General features: G+C 74.2%; 16 protein-coding genes and 1 tRNA gene. 9 read left to right on the top strand and 8 right to left on the bottom strand.

What is annotated here, in order from left to right:
* Positions 1-18 precede the first annotated feature (18 nt).
* Positions 19-780, bottom strand: coding sequence for a hypothetical protein (locus ACZ6CZ_RS23305; protein ID WP_469024319.1), 762 nt, complete (start codon positions 778-780; stop codon positions 19-21).
* 47 nt (positions 781-827) lie between these two features.
* Here ACZ6CZ_RS23305 and ACZ6CZ_RS23300 point away from each other — a divergent pair, with 47 nt between their 5' ends.
* Complete coding sequence (locus ACZ6CZ_RS23300; RefSeq protein ID WP_005485166.1) at positions 828-1,016, top strand: DUF5703 family protein; 189 nt, start codon at positions 828-830, stop codon at positions 1,014-1,016.
* Positions 1,017-1,084: 68 nt separating this feature from the next.
* On the opposite strand, the gene ACZ6CZ_RS23295 is transcribed toward ACZ6CZ_RS23300, so the two are convergent.
* The 3 genes from ACZ6CZ_RS23295 to ACZ6CZ_RS23285 form a co-directional block, all read right to left on the bottom strand.
* Positions 1,085-1,861: a chaplin gene (locus ACZ6CZ_RS23295; protein ID WP_469024314.1), complete on the bottom strand. Its 777-nt coding sequence runs from the start codon at positions 1,859-1,861 to the stop codon at positions 1,085-1,087.
* A 114-nt stretch (positions 1,862-1,975) separates the two neighbouring features.
* Entirely contained in the window at positions 1,976-2,209 is a 234-nt protein-coding gene (chpH, locus tag ACZ6CZ_RS23290; protein ID WP_469024311.1) for a chaplin ChpH, read from the bottom strand.
* Between the two features lie 146 nt (positions 2,210-2,355).
* Positions 2,356-3,681: a M20/M25/M40 family metallo-hydrolase gene (locus ACZ6CZ_RS23285; RefSeq protein ID WP_469024309.1), complete on the bottom strand. Its 1,326-nt coding sequence runs from the start codon at positions 3,679-3,681 to the stop codon at positions 2,356-2,358.
* Positions 3,682-3,942: 261 nt separating this feature from the next.
* Here ACZ6CZ_RS23285 and ACZ6CZ_RS23280 point away from each other — a divergent pair.
* A tRNA-Leu gene (locus ACZ6CZ_RS23280) sits at positions 3,943-4,027 on the top strand.
* A 115-nt stretch (positions 4,028-4,142) separates the two neighbouring features.
* Complete coding sequence (locus ACZ6CZ_RS23275; protein WP_469024306.1) at positions 4,143-4,517, top strand: YchJ family protein; 375 nt, start codon at positions 4,143-4,145, stop codon at positions 4,515-4,517.
* Between the two features lie 29 nt (positions 4,518-4,546).
* On the opposite strand, the gene ACZ6CZ_RS23270 is transcribed toward ACZ6CZ_RS23275, so the two are convergent.
* Complete coding sequence (locus ACZ6CZ_RS23270; protein ID WP_469024303.1) at positions 4,547-5,248, bottom strand: FadR/GntR family transcriptional regulator; 702 nt, start codon at positions 5,246-5,248, stop codon at positions 4,547-4,549.
* 140 nt (positions 5,249-5,388) lie between these two features.
* Between ACZ6CZ_RS23270 and ACZ6CZ_RS23265 the strand changes: the two genes are divergently transcribed.
* Positions 5,389-5,907 (top strand): gluconokinase, encoded by a 519-nt coding sequence (locus ACZ6CZ_RS23265; RefSeq protein WP_469024301.1) that lies wholly within the window; start codon positions 5,389-5,391, stop codon positions 5,905-5,907.
* A gap of 39 nt (positions 5,908-5,946) precedes the next feature.
* The gene (locus tag ACZ6CZ_RS23260; RefSeq protein WP_469024298.1) at positions 5,947-7,344 is read left to right on the top strand and encodes a GntP family permease; all 1,398 of its coding nucleotides are present in this window, start codon (positions 5,947-5,949) and stop codon (positions 7,342-7,344) included.
* A gap of 95 nt (positions 7,345-7,439) precedes the next feature.
* Here ACZ6CZ_RS23260 and ACZ6CZ_RS23255 read toward each other — a convergent pair whose 3' ends face one another.
* The 3 genes from ACZ6CZ_RS23255 to ACZ6CZ_RS23245 all read right to left on the bottom strand — a co-directional run bounded on the left by ACZ6CZ_RS23255 (position 7,440) and on the right by ACZ6CZ_RS23245 (position 9,977).
* Positions 7,440-8,066 (bottom strand): cytochrome b/b6 domain-containing protein, encoded by a 627-nt coding sequence (locus ACZ6CZ_RS23255; protein WP_469024296.1) that lies wholly within the window; start codon positions 8,064-8,066, stop codon positions 7,440-7,442.
* Positions 8,050-8,784 (bottom strand): molybdopterin-dependent oxidoreductase, encoded by a 735-nt coding sequence (locus tag ACZ6CZ_RS23250; RefSeq protein ID WP_469024294.1) that lies wholly within the window; start codon positions 8,782-8,784, stop codon positions 8,050-8,052. The genes ACZ6CZ_RS23255 and ACZ6CZ_RS23250 overlap by 17 nt, the downstream gene beginning before the upstream one ends.
* 83 nt (positions 8,785-8,867) lie before the next feature.
* Positions 8,868-9,977, bottom strand: coding sequence for a hypothetical protein (locus tag ACZ6CZ_RS23245; protein WP_469024291.1), 1,110 nt, complete (start codon positions 9,975-9,977; stop codon positions 8,868-8,870).
* Positions 9,978-10,381: 404 nt separating this feature from the next.
* Here ACZ6CZ_RS23245 and ACZ6CZ_RS23240 point away from each other — a divergent pair, with 404 nt between their 5' ends.
* The 4 genes from ACZ6CZ_RS23240 (at position 10,382) to ACZ6CZ_RS23225 (ending at position 12,642) form a co-directional block, all read left to right on the top strand.
* Positions 10,382-11,275: a DMT family transporter gene (locus tag ACZ6CZ_RS23240; RefSeq protein ID WP_469024289.1), complete on the top strand. Its 894-nt coding sequence runs from the start codon at positions 10,382-10,384 to the stop codon at positions 11,273-11,275.
* Between the two features lie 50 nt (positions 11,276-11,325).
* Positions 11,326-11,841 carry an NUDIX hydrolase gene (locus tag ACZ6CZ_RS23235; RefSeq protein ID WP_469024287.1) on the top strand — a complete coding sequence of 172 codons (516 nt, stop codon included), beginning with the start codon at positions 11,326-11,328 and terminating at the stop codon, positions 11,839-11,841.
* Between the two features lie 76 nt (positions 11,842-11,917).
* The gene (locus tag ACZ6CZ_RS23230; protein ID WP_469024284.1) at positions 11,918-12,310 is read left to right on the top strand and encodes a YidH family protein; all 393 of its coding nucleotides are present in this window, start codon (positions 11,918-11,920) and stop codon (positions 12,308-12,310) included.
* Positions 12,307-12,642: a DUF202 domain-containing protein gene (locus ACZ6CZ_RS23225; RefSeq protein WP_469024282.1), complete on the top strand. Its 336-nt coding sequence runs from the start codon at positions 12,307-12,309 to the stop codon at positions 12,640-12,642. Before ACZ6CZ_RS23230 ends, ACZ6CZ_RS23225 begins: the two co-directional genes overlap by 4 nt.
* Positions 12,643-12,668: the final 26 nt, after the last annotated feature.

Here is a 12,668-nt window from a genome sequence, read left to right as displayed (position 1 = left end):
CGGACGGGGCGGCGCGCGTCAGTGATCGGCGTCCAGCGGCTCCAGGTCCTCGTCCTCGTCGAGGTGCAGGACGCGCGGCCCGCGAGCCGCAACCGCTCCCCCGGCGCGCGCCTCGATCCCGTCGTCGCCCTCGAGGGGGTCGTCCCCGTCGATGAGGTCGTCGTCCTCGTCGATGTCGTCGTCGAAGACCGCGCTGACGTCGAAGCGGCACACCACGCGCTGCGCGTCGGCCTGCTCGAAGGGTGCCTCCAGCCACTCGCCGGGCTCGGCGGGTTCGTCGGCCGCGGTGACCCAGAGCGTCGAGTCGCCCTCCTCCAGGCCGAACTCCTTGTGCCGGGAGGCGATCTCGTCGGGCTCGAACTCGCTGAACAGCAGCCCCAGCGCCCCGTGGACCGTCCCGGCGGCGCCACCCGTGCCGCCGCTCCCGTACTCCGCCGCCTCGATCCGCTGGGCCTGCGCCAGCAGCCGCGGGGGCTCCGCCACGGCGTAGTCCCGGCGGATCAGCACGCTGACCGCGCTCGGCTCCTCGGGGCCCGCGTACGGGGGCAGTGAGTCCTCGGCGCCGGGGATCTCGAAGGGGGTGACCTCGTCGTAGCGGTCGTAGAGCAGTTCGTCGTACACCTCGGCGGCCGCGGCCAGCTCGTTGAACGCCTCGTAGACGGCCGGGTCGTCCTCCCCCGACCTGCGTTCGACCGCCGCCAGGTGACGGTCGAGCGCGGTCTTGACCGCCTCGGCGGCGGCGCGTACCTCGGCAACGGTGGGCTGCGCAGCATCAGACATAGTGCAGACGCTATCCGTACCGGGCACCAGCCCGCACAATAGATGCGATGCCGGAATACGAATTTGTCGACGTGTACGTGCCTCGCGGGGTCTCCCGCAAGGACGCGACGCGGCTGCTGACCGACCATGCCGAGTACGGACACTGGGAGTTGGACCGACTGAGCCTGCTCCGCGACGGCAGCCGCAGAGTGCGGTTGCGCCGGCGGATCATCCGCCAGGTGCGTGCCACGTGGTGAGCCGGGGCCGATGAACCGAGCGGGCCCCGCGACGGCGGGGCCCGCTCCGTTTTCGGCGCCTGCCGGCGTCAGGCCGAGGCCCGCGCCCGGCGGTACAGCACCGTGCCCGCGAGCAGCGCGCCGGCGCCCACCGGCAGGACGACGCCCGGCGGCAGGTCCGCGCCGGTGTGCGCGAGCCGGCCGCCGGCCAGGGACCCGGCGGAGCGGCCGCCCCGCCCGGCGACGGCGGCGGACGCGTGCGGCGTGTGCCCGCTCGCCGCGGCCGGGACCGCGGACGTACCACCGGAGTGACCCGGCGTGCCGGGGTGCCGTGGAGTACCGGGGTGACCTGGCCGTCCCGGGTGGCCGGGGTGGCCTGGCCGGCCGGGCGGGTTCGGGCCGTGGCCGTCGCCGGGAGGCGTGCCGGGGCCGTTTCCGGGCGGCCGGGAGTGGTGGTGGCCGGCGCAGTCGTCGCCGAGGGCCGCGTTGCCGGCGCCGATCACGTCGACGCTGTTGCCGCACACGGTGACCGGCACGTCGACCGGGACCTGCACGGTGTTGCCCGAACCGACGCCGGGCGAGCCCCCGGTGCGGCCGCCGGCGTGTGAGCCGCCGTGGCCGCCGCCGTGCCCGGCGCAGGCGGTGCCCACCGCCGGGTCGAGGACGCCGACGACGTTCACGGTGTTGCCGCAGACCGTGACCGGCGCGTGCACCGGCACCTGCACCGTGTTGCCGGACAGCACGCCGGGTGAGCCGGAAGCGGAGCCGTGCGCGCCCGAGTCGGCGTGCGCGTGGCCGCCCGCGGCGGCGATGACACCGGTCGCGGCCGCCACGGTCAACAAGCCCTTGCGGGTGCCCTGTCGCATGGTTGTGTTCCCCCCTGCCTCGCTTGACAAGACCTGTGTGAAAGAACCGGCCGGCCCCGGAACGCATGGCGCGCGTTCCGGGGCCGACGGGAGGACGCCCTCAGAGAGTCGGCGTCACTGGTTGAAGCAGGCGTTGCCGAAGGCGGGGTTCAGCAGACCGATCACCGAGATCGTGTTGCCGCACACGTTCACCGGGACGTGCACCGGAACCTGGACGACGTTGCCGGACACCACACCCGGGGAGTGCACGGCGGCACCCTGGGCGCCGGAGTCGGCGACGGCGAGGCCCGCACCCGCGAGAACCAGGCCACCCGTGGCAGCCGCAGCGGCGACGACCTTCTTGATCATTATTCCTCCTTGTTGGCACAAGCGATCCATGTCGCTGATCGCATTACCTGTAACGAGGAGGAAGTAATGGAGCTACGAGCTTATGGTCGCATTCACCCGGCCAGGCCCGGGTTCGCACGGGCGCCCGAATAGCCCGGTTCCACGCCTCACGACGCGTCGAGGAACCGGTCGAGCACCCGCACGCCGAACCGCAGCCCGTCCACCGGCACCCGCTCGTCCACGCCGTGGAACATGCCCGCGAAGTCCAGCTCCGGCGGCAGCTTCAGGGGCGCGAAGCCGAAGCCCCGGATGCCGAGGTCGTCGAAGGACTTGGCGTCGGTGCCGCCGGACAGCATGTAGGGGACCGCCTTCGCGGCCGGGTCCTCGGCCAGCAGCGCCGACTGCATGGCCGCCACCAGGGCGCCGTCGAAGGTGGTCTCCACGGCCTTGTCCGCGTGCACGTCCTCGCGCCGCACGTGCGGGCCCAGCAGCCGGTCGAGGTCGGCGAGGAACTCCTCCTCGTGGCCCGGCAGGAACCGCCCGTCGATGTGGGCGGTGGCCTCGCCCGGGATGACGTTGACCTTGTAGCCGGCGTTCAGCTGGGTGGGGTTGGCCGTGTTGCTCAGGGTGGCGCCGATCAGCTTGGCGATCCCGCCGAGCCTGGCCAGGGTGGACTCCATGTCCTCCGGGTCCAGTTCCAGGCCGAGGGCGTCGCCGAGTTCGTCGAGGAAGGCCCGCGTGGTCTTGGTCACCCGGACCGGGAAGCGGTGCCGGCCGACCCGGGCGACGGCCTCGGACAGCTCCGTGATGGCGTTGTCCCGGTGGATCATCGAGCCGTGCCCCGCGGTGCCGGCCACGGTCAGCTTCATCCAGTGCATGCCCTTCTCGGCCGTCTGGATCAGGTACAGCCGCCGCTCCTCGCTCACCGTGAAGGAGAACCCGCCGACCTCGCTGATGGCCTCGGTGACCCCTTCGAACAGCTCGGGGTGGTGGTCGACCAGCCAGCGCGCCCCGTAGGTGCCGCCCGCCTCCTCGTCGGCGAGGAAGGCGACCACCACGTCCCGCGGGGGCCGCCGACCGCTGCGCATCCGGTCCCGGACCAGGGCCAGCGTCATGGCGTCCATGTCCTTCATGTCCACGGCGCCGCGCCCCCACACGCACCCGTCCGCGACCTCGCCGGAGAACGGGTGGTGGGTCCAGTCACCGGCGTTGGCCGGTACGACGTCGAGGTGGCCGTGGATGAGCAGCGCGGGCCGCGAGGGGTCCTCCCCCTCGATCCGGGCCACGGTGGAGGCGCGGCCCGGGTGCGACTCGAAGATCTTCGGTTCCAGACCCACCTCGGCGAGCTTGCCGGCGACGTACTCGGCGGCCTGGCGTTCGCCCGGGCCGGAGTGGTCGCCGTAGTTGCTGGTGTCGAACCGGATCAGCTCGCGGCAGAGGTCGACGACCTCGTCCTCGCCGGTGACGCCCTTGGCCGTGCCCGTCTCGCTCACGCTGGTTCCTCCCGCTGTCCCTGCCGGCTGTTCCCGCCGGCCCTTGCCGTGGCCGTTGACCTCGCCGTGCCCGCCGGTGGCCGCCCGCCGGTGGTCGTCTCATCCTCTCTCTCCGGCCGCCCGGCCCCAAGGGCGGTCCCGGTCCGTCACACGCCGTTCACGCGAACCCGGCACCGGGGACGGGGGGTGATCGGCCACCCCGGAAAGCCTGGTAATGTTTCCTTCGTCGCGACGGGGGAAACCTCGCGCGGCAGACACCTGGTCCGGGTGGCGGAATGGCAGACGCGCTAGCTTGAGGTGCTAGTGCCCTTTATCGGGCGTGGGGGTTCAAGTCCCCCCTCGGACACATGACACGGCGAGGGCCGCGACCGACAGGTCGCGGCCCTCGCTCGTGGTGGTGGCCGGAAGGCGGACGACCGCCCGGCCGCCGGCGCCGGGGCGCGCGCGGCACAATGGCGGTCATGACCTCGCGTTCCTCCTGCCCCTGCGGACTGCCCTCCGCCTACGACGCCTGCTGCGGGCGGTACCACGCGGGAGGTTCCGCGCCGACCGCCGAGGCGCTGATGCGGTCGCGGTACAGCGCGTTCGTGCGGGGGGACGTGCCGTACCTGCTGCGGACGTGGCATCCGCGGACGCGGCCGGCGCGGCTGGAGCCGGACCCGGGGACGCGGTGGACCGGGCTGGAGATCCTGGACACGGATGCGGGGTCGGCGTTCCACACCGCGGGGACGGTGACGTTCCGGGCGTCCTACCGGGGTGGTGCGCTGCACGAGCGCAGCCGCTTCGAGCGGGTGGACGGGGAGTGGGTCTACGTCGACGGGGAGTTCCTCGACTAGGGGCTCGCTCCGCCCTCCTGTCCGGCGGGTCAGGGGGCGAGGATGTCCAGTTCCTGGAGGGCGCCCGTGGTGATCTGCCGGGTCAGCTCCTCGGCGCGGGCGGCGTCGCCCGCGCGGACCGCCTCGGCGACCTGGACGTGCAGGGTGACGGCGGCGGGGTCGGGGTCCTCGAACATGACCTCGTGATGGGTGCGGCCGGCCAGGACCTCGGCCACGACGTCACCGAGGCGGGCGAACATCTCGTTGCCGCACGCGCCGAGGATGACGCGGTGGAAGGCGACGTCGTGCACCAGGTACTCCTCGAGCCGGTGGCCGCGAGAGGTGGCCACCATGCCCAGGGCGCACTCGGTGAGTTCGGCGCACTGCCGGGGCGTGGCGTTCCTGGCCGCCAGGCCCGCCGCGACCGGTTCGACGGCCGAGCGGAGCACGGTCAGCGAGCGCAGCTGGTGCGGGCGGTCGGCGCCGGCCAGGCGCCAGCGGATGACCTGCGGGTCGTAGACGTTCCACTCCGCCTTGGGGCGGACCGTGACGCCGACGCGGCGGCGGGACTCCACCAGGTGCATCGACTCCAGGACCCGGACCGCCTCGCGCATCACCGAGCGTGACACGGCGTAGTGCTGGGCGAGTTCGTCGGTGCGCAGAACACTGCCCGGCGGGTACTCGCCCGCGGTGATCGCGGGGCCGAGGGAGTCCAGTACACGGCCGTGCAGCCCCCGGCCCGGTGTGGTCATGAACTCAGCGTACGGCCTGGATCACGGAGCCGAATAGTCAGACTTATACGTCACACACTCTTGAATTCGTCGTACCTAATGGGTTTCAGTGTGGCGACGCCGCTGTGGCGTCGGATGTCGAGGAAGACAGCGAGGCAGCCATGCGCACCCCTCAGGTCGTCGTCGTGATGGGCGTCGCCGGGACGGGCAAGACCACGATCGGTCCGATGCTCGCCGCCCGGCTGGGCGTCCCGTACGCCGAGGGCGACGACTTCCACCCCCGGGCCAACGTCGACAAGATGGCGGCCGGGGTCCCGCTCGAGGACGCCGACCGGTGGCCGTGGCTGGACGCCATCGGCCACTGGGCGCACGGGCGGGCGGGGCGCGGCGGGGTGGTCAGCAGCTCGGCGCTGAAGCGGTCCTACCGCGACCGGCTGCGGGCGGCGGCCCCCGGGATCGTCTTCGTCCACCTCACGGGCGACCGCGAGCTGATCGAGGGCCGCATGTCCCGGCGGCAGGGCCACTTCATGCCGGCCGCGCTGCTGGACTCCCAGTTCGCCACGCTCCAGCCGCTCCAGCCCGACGAGGCCGGGGTGTGCGTGGACGTCGGCGGCAGCCCGCAGGAGATCACCGAGCGTGCCGTGACGGCGCTCGGCGCGCTTGCGGACGCATCCGCGTAGCACTTCACCCCCGTCCCCCGTACCTGCAAGGGAAACCCCGTGACCAGACTCAGTGTCGAGATGCTGGCAGCGGACGCGCCTCCGCCGATCACCTCCGCCGGCCACGCCCAGCTCGGCATCGCCGTCCTGGTGGGCATCGCCGTGATCGTCCTGCTCATCACCAGGTTCCGGCTGCACGCCTTCCTGGCGCTCACCATCGGCTCGCTCGTGCTCGGCGCGGCCGCCGGGGCGCCGCTGGACAAGGCGATCACCAGCTTCACCACCGGGCTCGGCGCCACCGTGGCCGGCGTGGGCGTCCTGATCGCGCTCGGGGCGATCCTGGGCAAGCTCCTCGCCGACTCCGGCGGCGCCGACGAGATCGTCGACACCATCCTCGCCCGGGCGGGCGGCCGGGCGATGCCCTGGGCGATGGTGCTGATCGCCTCGGTGGTCGGCCTGCCGCTGTTCTTCGAGGTCGGCATCGTGCTGCTGATCCCGGTGGTGCTGATGGTCGCCAAGCGCGGCAACTACTCCCTGATGCGCATCGGCATCCCGGCGCTGGCCGGTCTGTCCGTGATGCACGGCCTGATCCCGCCGCACCCCGGCCCGCTGGTCGCGATCGACGCCCTGCACGCCAACCTGGGCGTGACCCTCGCCTTCGGCATCCTCGTCGCGATACCGACCGTGATCGTCGCCGGTCCGCTGTTCTCCAAGGTCGCGGCCCGCTGGGTGGACGTGCCGGCCCCCGACCGCATGCTGCCGCAGCGCGCCTCGGACGACCTCAGGCGCCGCCCGGGCTTCGCCGCCACGCTCGCCACCGTGCTGCTGCCGGTGGTGCTGATGCTGGCCAAGGCGCTGGTGGACATCGTCGTGGACGATCCCGCGAACACCACCCAGCGCGTCTTCGACGTCGTCGGCTCCCCGCTGATGGCCCTGCTCGCCGCCGTGCTCGTCGGCTTCTTCACGCTCGGCATGCCCGCCGGCTTCAGCAAGGAGCGGTTGCAGCAGACCGTCGAGAAGGGCCTGATGCCGATCGCCGGCATCCTGCTGATCGTCGGCGCGGGCGGCGGCTTCAAGCAGACGCTGATCGACTGCGGGGTGGGCCAGATGATCCTGGACGTCTCCCGGGACTGGTCGATCCCGGCGCTGCTGCTGGGCTGGCTGATCGCGGTCGTGATCCGGCTGGCGACCGGTTCGGCGACGGTGGCGACGGTCTCGGCGGCCGGTCTGGTCGCGCCGCTCGCCGCGGACATGTCGACGGCGCACACCGCCCTGCTCGTCCTCGCCGTCGGCGCCGGCTCGCTGTTCTTCAGCTTCGTCAACGACGCCGGGTTCTGGCTGGTGAAGGAGTACTTCGGGCTGAGCGTGGGCCAGACCGTGAAGACCTGGTCGCTCATGGAGACGATCATCTCGGTGTTCGCGGGCGGCCTGGTCATGCTGCTGTCCCTCGTGGTCTAGCAACGCGAGAACTGCGGCGGCGGCGAGGAGCGCTCCCCCGCTCCCCGCCGTCGCCGCGACCGGTCGTACGGGGCGGTCAGGGCCGTACGAGGGGGTCAGGGCCGCCAGAGTGGGTGTTCGCGCTCGGCCCACTCCCGGCTGACCGTGCCGGTGCGCAGGCCCCGCCGGGCCTCCGGGTCCTTGAGCGCCATGCCGATGTGGCCCGCCAGGACCAGGCCGATCGTGAGCGCCAGCCAGTCGTGGACGAAGGTCGCCGCGGTGCGCCACACCAGCGGGGCGAACCCGGTGAACCACATCAGCAGGCCCGTGCCGAGCATGACCAGCGCGGCACCGGCGATCCAGGCGGCGTAGACCTTCTGGCCGGCGTTGAACTTGCCCGCCGGGCGCGCGGAGCGGCGCTTGTCCCGGCGCAGCGCGGCCCGCAGCCACCGACTGTCGTGCGGGCCGAAGCGGTTGAGGACGCGCAGGTCGGCGCGGAAGGCGCGGGAGACGAGGCCCAGCAGGACGGGGACGGGCAGGGCGAGGCCGGCCCACTCGTGGACCCGTACGACCAGTTCCCGGCGGCCGACCAGCACCGCCAGCTCCGGCACGTAGAGGCAGGCGGCGGTCGCCACGCACACGCCCATCAGCGCGGCGGTCGCGCGGTGCACCCACCGCTGGGCCGGGCCGAAGCGGCGTACCCGGGTGTCCGGCGCGGCCGGCAGGTCAGCTCGTAGGGTCATCGGTCCGCCCGTTCGACCGGCCCACCCAGGCGTCGACGTCGTAGCCGAGCCGCTCCCAGTAACCGGGGCGGACCTCGTCGGTGACGGTGATGCCGGAGAGCCACTTGGCGGACTTGTAGAAGTACATGGGGGCGACGTAGAGGCGGACCGGGCCGCCGTGGTCGTGGCCGATGTCCTTGTCCTGCATGCGCAGGGCGACCAGGACGTCGGCGCGGCGGGCCTGGTCGAGGGTGAGGCTCTCGCTGTAGGTGCCGTCGAAGCAGGTGAAGCGGACGGCCCGGGCGGAGGGGCGGACGCCCGCCGCGTCCAGCAGCCGGGAGAGCCGGACGCCCTCGAAGGGGGTGCCCGGAACCCGCCAGCCGGTGACGCACTGGACGTCCCTGACCAGCCGGGTGCGGGGCAGGGCGCGCAGGTCGGCGAGGGTGTAGGTGTGCGGGTGGTCGACCAGGCCGCCGACGGTGAGCCGGTAGTCGGCGGGGCCGCGGTGCGGGACGGAGGCGGCGACCGAGTAGTAGCGGAAGCCGCCGCCGTTGGGCAGCAGACCGGTCAGGCCGGTCGGGTCGCTGCCGGAGACGCGGCCGAGGAAGCCCTCCAGGCCGCGTTGCAGCACGGGCGCGGCGGCGACGCCGAGGGCGCCGAGGCCCAGGGTGCCGAGGAGGACCCGGCGGCCGACCGGCCGGCCCTGCGCGTCGGCGTCCTCGGGGGGTTCGGGGTTCACGGGTTCATTCGAGCACCGCAGACCCCTCCGGGGCCAGGGCTCACGGGGTACGTCAGGGTTTCGTAAGCAGTTCGCGGGGCCGCTCAGGCGCCGAGCACCTGGGCCCGCGTCGCCTCGAAGGCGAGCCGGGGGTCGCGGGCGGGGTAGGACCAGGGGGCCGGGGTGGCGTGCCGGCCGATGCGCTGGAAGAGGGCGGCGGCCTCGCCGGGCAGACCGTGGCAGGCGGTGGCGTGGGCGAGGAAGTTGAGGTCGACGTGGCGGCGCGGGTGCTCGCCGTGTTCCCACTCCAGCCACCAGTCGAACGCGGCCCGCACCAGGCGCCGGGCCCGGCGTCCGGACCAGTGCCCGCAGCCGGCGGGGTCGGCGGGCGCCCGGCCGGTGGCGGCGAGCACCCGGTAGCGCTCGGCGTGGGCGACGACCGGCAGGACGGCCAGCGGGGAGTCGGCGGGGGCGGAGGCGGCGGCGCGTTCGGCGAAGCCGTACACGTCGTGGTCGTCACCGTCGTCGTCGGCGTGACCGGCGTGGTCGGCGTGATTCTCGCGGGCCGGGCCGGTGTCCCGGGCGGTGGCCGGGGTGTGCCGGGGGCGCTCGGCCAGGTGGGCGGCCATCAGGTGGTGACCGTGGTGGTGCTCGGGATGGCGGCGGCGGACCTCGGCGAAGGCCCGGTCCACCGCGGCGTCGTCGCCCAGCACACGCTCCAGCAGGAGCAGACCCAGCCAGGGCGTCGGGTCGTCCGGGCGGAGTGCGGCCGAGCCGTGGCAGGCCTCGCGGGCCCGGCCGGGTGTCTCCCTGCCCTGGAGCGCGCGGCGCACCCGGCCGAGCGCGAACAGGGCGTGGGCGTCGGCGGAGCCGGGTTCGGCCTGGAGCCAGTCCCCGGCCCAGGCGACGGCGTACGGCTCGCACGCGAGGACGGTGACCCGGTGGCCGCGGCGGTCCCAGTCGTCACCGGTGCGCAGCAGCAGGGCGCGGGCGGCCTGCCAGCGGCCCTGCGCGAGGGCGGCCCGCGCGGCGAGGAGCTCGACGTCGCCGAGGGCGTCGTCGAAGGGGTCGGGGACGGGGCCGTGGACGCGGATCGCCGCGAGACCCGGCACGGTCCCGCCCGGCGGGCCGGCCGGGAGCGGGCCGGGAGCGGTGTCGCCGGGCCGGGGCGGGCGCGCGCGGCCGGTGCCGAGCAGAGGCGGGGATGGGGACACCGCGGGGCTTCCTGATTCTCGGGATCTCGGGATCTCGGGCTGCCGTCGACCGATCACGCACAGCAAACCCTCAGCCCGCAGTTTGCGTCAAGCCGGAGGAACCCTCGCGTCGTTCAACTACCCCGTCCCAGAGGGTACTTGAGACCCGGAGCGGCCCCGTTGACCTGCCCCGACGGCGCCTCCCCGGCTCCGGGTGTGGCGTGCGCCATGGCGCGGCCGGTCCGGGCGGCGCACGATGACCGTACGGTCCCGCCGCCGCCCGCGACCCGGCCACCGCGTCGCCAGGGCATCGTGACCGCGTCAACCGCCCGGCCCCGGGTACTCCCCGGGGCAGTGCCGGCCCGGGAGCGCTACAGTCGGCCCCTACGCACCCGTCGCCCGACCGGATGATCGAGGTACGCAGCGTGTCCGTCCTGGTATTCGTTCTCGCCGTGAGCGCGGCCTGCTGTCTGGGCTTCGGCTTCGTGCTCCAGCAGAACGCCGCCCAGAACGCCCCGCTGAGCGACTTCCTCTCCCTCCGCCTGCTGCTGGACCTGATCCGGGTGCCGCGCTGGCTGGGCGGCATCGGCCTGATGGTGGCCGGCATGATCCTCGGCGCGGTCGCCCTGAGCGAGGGCGAGATCTCCCTGATCGAGCCGCTGCTGGCGACGAACCTGCTGTTCGCCCTCGCCCTCTCCCGCCACCAGACCAAGCAGTCCCTGGGCCGGCAGGGCTGGGCGGGACTGCTGCTGCTGGCGGGCGGGGTCAGCGCGTTCATCGTGGCCGGGCAGCCGCGCGGCGGCACCGCCGTCACCGATCCGGCCCGGCACTGGCTGATCATCGGCGCCGTGCTGGGCCTGGCCCTGCTGCTCACCACCTACGCCAAACGCTCCCGGCTGAGCTGGGGGCCGGTGCTGCTGGCCCTGGCCGCCGGTCTGCTGTACGGCGTGCAGGACGCGCTGACCCGGGTGAGCGGCACCCGCTTCGCCGAGGGCGGGATCACCGAGCTGCTCACCGGCTGGCAGCCGTACGGCGTGCTGGTGCTCGGCGTCACCGGGCTGCTGCTGGTGCAGAGCGCCTTCGAGACGGCGCCGCTGCGGATGTCGCTGCCCGCCCTCACCGCCGCCCAGCCGCTGGCCGGCATCCTGTGCGGGGTGGGCTTCCTCGGGGACCAGCTGCGGACCGACACCGGGGCGCTGGCCTGGCAGGCGGCGGGGCTCGCCGCGATCGTGCTGGGCATCGTGCTGCTGGGGCTGCACCCGGCGATGCCCTGCGGGGCGTCCGAGGCGGAGCCGGCCCGCGATCTCCAGCGCCGCTGACGCGCCGGCCACCGCGCCCCGCGCCCGGCGGTCCTGCTTGGATGGGCGGCATGACCTCCGCTGACGAGATCCTCGACATCGTCGACGAGCACGACCGGGTCGTCGGGCAGTCCCCGCGCGGGGAGGCGTACGCGCGCGGGCTGCGGCACCGGTGCGTGTTCGTCCAGGCCCGGGACGCGCGGGGACGGCTGTTCGTGCACCGCCGCACCCCGACGAAGCTGGTCTTCCCCTCGCTGTACGACATGTTCGTCGGCGGGGTGGTGGGCGCGGGCGAGTCCTACGACGACGCTGCGCTGCGGGAGGCCGAGGAGGAGCTGGGGGTGACCGGGCTGCCCCGGCCCGAGTTCCTCTTCCGGTTCCTCTACGACGACGGCGCGGGCCGTACCTGGTGGTCGGCGGTGTACGAGGTGCGCTGCCCGTCGGCGGTGCGGCCGCAGGCCGAGGAGGTCGCCTGGTGGGACTTCCTGACCGGGGACGAGCTGGCGCGGCGCCTCGGGGAGTGGGAGTGGGTGCCGGACGGGCTGGCGGCGTGGGAGCGGCTGAGCGCCCTGCGCCGTTCCGGCTGAGCCCGCGGGCCGCGGGTGCCCGCGACCGCGCTGACCTGCGCGGCCGGGGTCCCGGCGGGCCGATAGGGTCCTCCTCGTGAGCGACTTCGTGCGGAACGTCCGGCTGTGGTTCGCGCCCGAGCGGGTGCGGGACGAGGGCGGTACGCCCGACTACCGGTTCTCGCTGGCGAACGAGCGCACCTTCCTGGCCTGGCTGCGTACCGCGCTGGCGCTCATCGGCGGGGGCTTCGCGGTGGACCAGTTCCTGCCGGACCTGCGCTGGGGCTGGCGGGTGGGGCTGGCGCTCGCGCTGCTCGCGGCGGGCGTGCTGTGCTCGCTACGCGCGGTGAACCACTGGGTGCGCTGCGAGCGGGCCATGCGCCGGGGCGAGGACCTGCCCGCCTCCCGGTTCCCGGCGGTGCTCAGCCTGGTCGTCGCCGTGGTCGCGGTGGCCATGGTGGTCGTGGTGTTCGCCGGGTGGGCGGGGTGAGCGCACGGCGGCCGGCCGGTGGCCCGGACGGGCGCGACCCCGGGCTCCAGCCGGAGCGGACCCGGCTGGCCTGGCGGCGTACGACCCTGTCGGGGACCGTGGCCGCCGTGCTGGCGGTGCGGGCCGCCCTGCACGGCGGCGCGAGCGCGGCCGGGATCGTCGTGTGCGCCGCGTGCTGTGCGCTGTGGCTGGGCTTCCTGTTCGCGGCCCACCGGCGCATCCGCGTCCTGGCGGCGCCCGGCCGGCCCCGGGCGCTGGCGCCCCGGCACGCGACGGCGGCCGCGCTGTGCACCGTGTCGCTGGCGGTGTGCGCGGCCGCGCTGGTCGTGTAGGGGGGATTCAGCCCCGGCGGGTACCG

It is taken from the genome of Streptomyces sp. NPDC041135 (genome assembly GCF_055592085.1).
Note: the sequence above shows the minus strand (reverse complement) of the source record. Positions and strands in the feature narration are given on the sequence as shown.

Bases quoted from the DNA above. Each gene is read 5' to 3' on its own strand.
- ACZ6CZ_RS23295 (WP_469024314.1), bottom strand. From the start codon at position 1,861: ATGCGACAGGGCACCCGCAAGGGCTTGTTGACCGTGGCGGCCGCGACC.
- chpH (WP_469024311.1), bottom strand. From the start codon at position 2,209: ATGATCAAGAAGGTCGTCGCCGCTGCGGCTGCCACGGGTGGCCTGGTT.
- ACZ6CZ_RS23255 (WP_469024296.1), bottom strand. From the start codon at position 8,066: ATGACCCTACGAGCTGACCTGCCGGCCGCGCCGGACACCCGGGTACGC.
- ACZ6CZ_RS23275 (WP_469024306.1), top strand. From the start codon at position 4,143: ATGACCTCGCGTTCCTCCTGCCCCTGCGGACTGCCCTCCGCCTACGAC.
- ACZ6CZ_RS23235 (WP_469024287.1), top strand. From the start codon at position 11,326: ATGACCTCCGCTGACGAGATCCTCGACATCGTCGACGAGCACGACCGG.
- ACZ6CZ_RS23305 (WP_469024319.1), bottom strand. From the start codon at position 780: ATGTCTGATGCTGCGCAGCCCACCGTTGCCGAGGTACGCGCCGCCGCC.
- ACZ6CZ_RS23300 (WP_005485166.1), top strand. From the start codon at position 828: ATGCCGGAATACGAATTTGTCGACGTGTACGTGCCTCGCGGGGTCTCC.
- ACZ6CZ_RS23265 (WP_469024301.1), top strand. From the start codon at position 5,389: ATGCGCACCCCTCAGGTCGTCGTCGTGATGGGCGTCGCCGGGACGGGC.
- ACZ6CZ_RS23270 (WP_469024303.1), bottom strand. From the start codon at position 5,248: ATGACCACACCGGGCCGGGGGCTGCACGGCCGTGTACTGGACTCCCTC.